General features: G+C 39.3%; 3 protein-coding genes. 1 reads left to right on the forward strand and 2 read right to left on the reverse strand.

All coding sequences use genetic code 11. The features are described 5' to 3' along the window. Positions 1 to 14 precede the first annotated feature (14 nt). The gene (locus DSM107010_RS23955; protein ID WP_015156027.1) at positions 15 to 701 is read left to right on the forward strand and encodes a DUF4142 domain-containing protein; all 687 of its coding nucleotides are present in this window, start codon (positions 15 to 17) and stop codon (positions 699 to 701) included. A 126-nt stretch (positions 702 to 827) separates the two neighbouring features. Here the strand turns inward: DSM107010_RS23955 and DSM107010_RS23960 are convergent, their stop codons facing one another. Together DSM107010_RS23960 and DSM107010_RS23965 are read right to left on the reverse strand one after the other, a co-directional pair. Continuing rightward, positions 828 to 3,251, reverse strand: a complete 2,424-nt coding sequence (locus DSM107010_RS23960) for a dynamin family protein (RefSeq protein WP_106168636.1) — start codon at positions 3,249 to 3,251, stop codon at positions 828 to 830. Between the two features lie 175 nt (positions 3,252 to 3,426). After that, positions 3,427 to 6,423, reverse strand: a complete 2,997-nt coding sequence (locus DSM107010_RS23965) for a type ISP restriction/modification enzyme (protein WP_106168638.1) — start codon at positions 6,421 to 6,423, stop codon at positions 3,427 to 3,429. Between the last annotated feature and the right edge of the window lie 264 nt (positions 6,424 to 6,687).

Consider the following 6,687-nt stretch of genomic DNA (forward strand, 5'->3'; position numbering starts at 1 on the left):
GAAGTTTAATAGCAATGCAACGCAAAATTATCACTGCTGCTCTTGTGGCAGTCGGGTTGTTTGTCTCTTTAGAATACAAAACCTTAGCACAATCAAGTCAATCCCCAACTCAATCTTCTCCTGGAACTACGACGCAGCCTGTTCCTGATGCAACTCGCTCTACACCTGGTGCAACTGAGTCGAATCCCAGCATAAACCAACCTAATCGCGATTCAACTCAGACTCAACCCAGCACAACCGGGCAAAATCAGCAACTCAGTACTCAAGATCGGCAGTTTATTACTGAAGCAGCCCAAGGGGGAATGGCGGAAGTCCAACTCGGAAAACTTGCCTTGCAACGCGCCTCTAGCCAAGAGGTAAAAGATTATGCTCAGCACATGATTGACGAGCATACTAAAGTTAATCAAGAGCTAATGGCTTTGGCACAACAAAAAGGTGTAACTCCACCAAAAACCATCGGTCAAAAAAATGAAGCTGTACGGGCAAAGCTATCGAAGCTTTCTGGCAGCGCTTTTGATAAGGCATATATGAACGAGGCAGGAGTTAAAGCCCACGCTCAGCAAGAAGCTTTATTCAGCCAGCAGGCGAAACAAGGTCAAGATCCAGATCTAAAAGCTTTTGCTGCTAAAGTCTTACCCACAGTACAAGAGCATTTGCAACAGGCACAAAAACAAACGGGTAATAGTGCTACTAAAAAATAAGTGAGTCGTAGGGGCGGGTGCGCGCAAGCAGATTTACGGCTGTAACCACAAGTCTTTGTCCAAAACCCGCCCGTACAGATAGAGACATTACATATAACGTCTCTACATTAATCGTTTCTTCTTACACTAGTTGCTCAGCATTTGGTCTGTATATTCAATATAACTTTCTGCGGTTTGGATTTGTGCTGTGGCTTCAGGTAGAAGAAAACTCAGTTCTTCTACCAATTTTTCTTTTTCTTCTAGAGATAGTTTTTGATCGATTTGAGCTTGGCTCAAATTATCTCTGTAATTATGGAGAAAAGTATCGAGATTTGCAAAAAATACATCTACTCTTTGCTGAAAATCTTTATCTAGAAATTTCTCGATTTCCAAATTAATATTATCAATACTGCCTTCAATCGATTGATTCACTTTGGCAATTAGCGTATTTAAAGATACAGTATAGTAATCTTCAATCACTCGCGGTCGTCGGATCTGAACTTTGACTTCTACGGGAACTATCCACAACCAATGCCACCACTGACGCTGATTTCTTAATACTTCCACATTACCGCGATCGACAAATCGACTTTGCCTTTTAACTGGAGGTCTGACAAAACCCATTGTCTCAAAAGACTCCCACTGCATTGTCGGCAGAGATAAATCTAAGTTGAAAGCTTCATTTAATCGCTGACAAGCTCCTTCAATAATTGGCTTTGTTTCTTGTTCTAGAAGATCTAATAGGCTTTGACGCGCCTGTTCGATTTCTTGACTCGTGCGATCGCGAACGCTGCTTAATAAACTATCTGCCCTCTGTTTAACATAAGTGACTGCCTGATCGACAAACTCTTCTGCTACTTCCGGACTCTCAAATTCAAATAAACCAGAAGTTTTAAACTCAACTTGCGATTTAAGGCGTGACGATACCCACTTAGGAAAAAGTTCAAAGTCACCAATATTAGTTAAGAAAAGTTCCCGCGCTCTCATGTCCATCTTTTTAATTAAGTCAGCCCGTTGGTACTCTTCTTTGGCAAAGAAAATTTCTAAATTCACAGTTGCTTCTTTTTTCAGCACTTGTAACAGTTCGTGGAGATTTTGATGCAGTTGAGATTTGATCGAATCGACATCCTTGAGGCGGCTGCGACACAATTCAAGGCGATGCAAATCGGCTTCTAGCGCATATAACTCTAACTGCAATTTCTCTGCGTCTTGACAAATGGCACTACTGCGGAGCTTGACTTCATCCCTTAGTTGTACCAAACGACTGCGACCGAGATTAAGGGCAGATTTCAAACACTTAGGTGCAGCGCGTTCCATCAATGCTTTTACAGCTTTTTCTAAAAATGGCTCAAATCCAGACTTATTCCATAATTTTTGAGCTTTTTTCCGAATTTCTTCCGAGGTAACTTCTGCTAGTTCTTCTTCCCAATCAATCCCGAAGACTTCTTGAGCTAATACCCGTGCTGCGGGGATCTCACTCAGAGTAAGCTCGGGGTGCTGCTCTAGTTCGTGGGTAAAGTGAGCGGCAGAAAATGCCCTTCTAGCTGAGACTTCAAATACTTGGTTTGTATCGTCATTGCCAATGCCAAATTCAGCTGCAATAAATTGGCGCAGCTGTTCTGATGTCATGTCGCCTTCGCGCCGTTGATCGACTTTGTTTACTAAAATGTACAGGTTATCTTTACCCCGTAGATCGATAACTCTTTGTACGTCCCGTTTGACCTGTTCGGCGGCTTCTGTTTTCAACTGAGTGAAGTCTAGTACGATCAATACCATCGAACTTTGCTTGAGTTGTTCGGCGACTACTGTAGCAAGCTTGAGGTTTTCTCCCGCTTCGTTGGGTCCAGGGGTATCGACAATAACCAAATTGCCTAACAGATCTGGCTTATTATTAGCTGTATCCGCTGGAGATAGGCGGCGCGATCGCCCCATTGGAACCTGAATGCAGGGAACTTCTGTAAGCTTTCCCAAGGGGTCTGTAGATGGGTCAATGGTATTGCAAAGGCGAACGATATCGTTCAAACTCATCAATACCTGAATAATTTCCTCTCGACCAGAGGTTATTTCTTGCAACTGTAGACTTGTGGGGTCTTGAATTTTGGGCAGCAAATCTTGTAAATGAGGATATTGCGCGATCTTGTCTTGGATGCGCTGCATTCCCAAAGTTTGAATCTTTGTTTGTAAAGCCTGAAGCGTCTGTTGATAAACAGAAATAATTTCGGGACTCAGGGTTAAGGTTGGCTGAGTCAAATCCGAGTTAAAAATAATTTGTGTTGGTAGGGTTGTCATTGCTGCATTGCGACTAGGGAGAATTTCCTGTCCGGCAATGGCGTTGATAATTGTGGACTTACCAGCCTTCATCGGCGCAACGATCGCCATCATTAGCTCTAATTTTTCCACATTGTGAGATACACTCAAGACCTCTTGCTGAAAGTCTTTGTACTTATCGCTAGAACTATCAGTGCTGAGAGCGCTGGCGGCGTTATCCATCAGAAAACTAATTTCCTTGAATAAAGCGATCGCTTCTTGTTGCAAATTTTGTACGTTAGGCTGAGGCGCTGGAACAATCATTGCCTGTTATCTCGCAAAATGGTAAGTCCACTTGCGTTGATTTTGGCTTAACAATTTTATAATCACTTCAGTAAATATACGAATTGCGCGATCGCGCCTTTTTTGATACGCAAAATGTAAGAAGGGACGCACAGCTGTGCGTCCCTTCTTATCTATGTTCTAAATGATAGTTTTACTAACTACTCATTTCCCCTACAATTCTCATTGTCTCGACACTGACAGTACAAACTCTTTGCAGTAACGCGATCGCTTGCTCTTTATAATTGGCAAAGCGATAAGTATGGAATCTGGCAGCTACAGTTGCATCTTTAGGTTTCTTCTCTTTATATTGGTCTAACACCCACTCTAAAGCTGAGTGGTTTCCTAACATATATTCCCAAGCAGATGTAGGAATGCCTTCTAAGGTTGTCACCGTATCTATAATAATTCTGCCTCGATCGCGATCTGCTTTCAGTTTCACCGTCATAGCGCTGCATGTTGGGAGATCGATGCGCTGGAGAGGGTAGAGTGCTACAGTTTCAGAACGAATATGTAATTTCAACAACTGTTGACCCCAATTCACCCACTGCCAAAAGTTATTGTAGAAAGGTAGGCGAGGAAAGTCTCTGTTTAAATTCTGCTGATATTTTGCGCGATAAGCCGGATAGTGTAGAACGGCATAGGTATAGTGAAAAATATCCAATTTGGTAATTGTAGAGACGTTAGATGTAACGTCTCTACAGTAATGATTTTGAAATTGTTCTAGTCCCCAATCGGTAATATTATCAACGCGATCGCCATTTTCATCGTAGCAATATAAAGGAAGGCATTGCGAATCACCGATCAGATGATAATCTGGAATGCGATCGCTAGCTAAAGTCATGAATGATTTAGTCGAACCAGGTGCAGTAAAACCAATCAGCAAATTTTGACAGTTCCGATCAAATACTTGCCCTAGTTGATATTGCATCTCATTTACCTCTGGACTAAAATACAATTTTTTAGTCACAAATGGTCTATACAAACAGTCTCGAATATTGTTAGTTTTAAATTGATAGCTTATTCCTCGATTTAGATACCGTTTTAATCTCCTCGTCCATTTGATAGTGCGATCGAGATTTTCCCGTGTGTTTCGGTTATCAACTGCTTGATTATAAATACCAATGAAGTACCTAACTTTTGATTCTAGCGCCGTTTCTGATTCGGCATAAACCCATTCATCTCTAGCAGTAATAACCCCAAGGGTAAACAATTTAAAGATTGCTCTTGCTTCTCGTCGATCTTTACTAAACTTAGTGTCGCGATCTGCAACAGGTATGAGAGTATAAAAATCATTATCTACTCGATTGAGCCAATTATTATTTGCATCTGGTACGATCTGCTCGAATTGAATTTCTAAAAACTTGCGTTCGGCTAGATAAATATTTTTCTCTTTTGTAGTAGCATAGTCAGGGAGAGCGTGGTAATAAATTTGACAATTGCGATCGCCTTCTTTTCTAACTAGAAAATAGACGGCAATTCCCACACGAATTTTATCATTAAATATATTACCTCCTTCTCGATGCCTGCGATCGCCACTCGTTCGAGCGTTTCCTTTAAGATTAATAATATAAATTTCGTTGAATTCTTCAGTAATAACTTTTCTTAAACCATCGTAAGTCCGAGCATCAATAAAAGAATTATTAGAAACAAAAGCGATAATACCATTTTTACCTAAGCGATCGGATGCCCAACGCAGAAATCTAGCGTATAGATCGTATGCTTTTGTTTTCCGCGCTTGGCTATTTCTAATATAAGTCTCTTTCACGCGGCGATCGATCGTGGGATAACTAATGTTGCGATCGCTATGATATGGAGGATTGCCAATAATTACAGAAATGGTGCGATTATTTTGGCGTTGAATGCGTTCGTTGTTTTCTATATTTAAGCTAAATAAATCTTCCTGTTTACCTTCTTCAAAAAAGGCGTGTTCTAGAGTATCGACAAAACAAATGTTTTTAAATTCTTCATATCTACTCATTTTTTGCTTGTAAGTAAATTCAATGTTCAGATTAGCTATGTGATAAGGTAAGAGTGCAATCTCGTTACAAAAAAATTCGTTTTTATACTTATATGTCAGTTTGTTTTTTGGTAAATATTCAATTAGTTCAGTGATAAACGTTCCCGTACCAGTTGCAGGATCGAGAATTTCAATATTTTTTGAAGCTAATTTTTTGTGGAAATGCCGTTCTAGTAAATAATCTACGCTTTCGATGATAAAGCGAACCACCTCATTCGGTGTATAAACAATCCCCAAGCGATCGGCTGCTTGAGGATTATATGCTTGATAAAAGTTTTCATAAATAGCTTTTAAAAACTTTTGTTTTTCAGAATGGTTGTAGATATTAGTAGCAGTTTTTCTAATCACACCATAGTAACGTTCGATAGTACTCAGTAAATTGTTTTTTGTACTACTAGTAAAAAAAGTATTTAAAGCTCGTTGCAATTCGCGAGCAATATTATTTTCCCGATAATATTGAGATTCATTAAATATATTGCTAAAAATATCTTCTGTTAAAATATGCTGAATCATCATTTCCCGAATATCTAATAAAGTAATTTCAGGATTAATTGATTCTTTGCAAATTTCCCAAATTTGATATTTTGCTCTTTGAAATTCTGGATTTCTAGCGCTTTGTTGTTCCAACATGTTTCTTAATGTATTGAGAATTGTTGGTAAGTCTTGCTTGAATGTCTCAATAGCAGCGCGAAAATCTCTGACTTCTGGAGGAACATAGTTGAGAAAACGATTGAGAATTTGCTCTAGTGCGTCTCCATCTTGCATGGAAACGCGCATAACTTCAGTTCCAGCTTGAATTAAAACTGCTGTTTGCGAGTCTTCAAATAAAATATTGCTATCTGGGTAACCTTGGGATAGTTTATTTTCAATTGCTCGATCTAAATTATTAGCCTCTCTATTCCAATAACCCCAATTTAGGCGTAAAGTATCTTTAACTGTACCGTTAGGGTAAATAACTCTACCAATTTTAGTTTGATAATCTAGTTCTGGGATTAACTGAAAATCTTTACTCTTGCAGTATTCATCTAGTAGTTCTTGAAACGCAATCCGTAAAGAATCTGTCTGAAACGTTCCTTCAGAGCGGATAATTCTTGCTCTTTCTGCTTGATATTGACTAATTAGAACTTTTGACACAAAGCCAAAGACTTTAATAGAACTCGTTGAGTTCAAGTCTGGCTCAGGCAAAATTCAAGCGCTTCAGTGAAATTTAGGGTTTCTTATTTTCAGCGCTTCTACAGATTTTTTATTGAATTTTTACGAGGGATTATTGTTATTTTTATGATGGAATTTTGCTGAAATATCGAATTTGGAAAAAATGTATAGAGCATTTTCTAGTCTACTGAGGTACAATAACAGCAATGAGTAAACCAGCCACGTAGATCTTCAACAGAGACTTGA

This window comes from Chroococcidiopsis cubana SAG 39.79, from assembly GCF_003991895.1.
Taxonomy (GTDB): Bacteria; Cyanobacteriota; Cyanobacteriia; order Cyanobacteriales; family Chroococcidiopsidaceae; genus Chroococcidiopsis; species Chroococcidiopsis thermalis.

What these genes read in the sequence shown, in the direction of transcription:
- DSM107010_RS23955 (WP_015156027.1), top strand. Translation starts at nt 15, where the DNA reads ATGCAACGCAAAATTATCACTGCTGCTCTTGTGGCAGTCGGGTTGTTT.
- DSM107010_RS23960 (WP_106168636.1), bottom strand. Translation starts at nt 3,251, where the DNA reads ATGATTGTTCCAGCGCCTCAGCCTAACGTACAAAATTTGCAACAAGAA.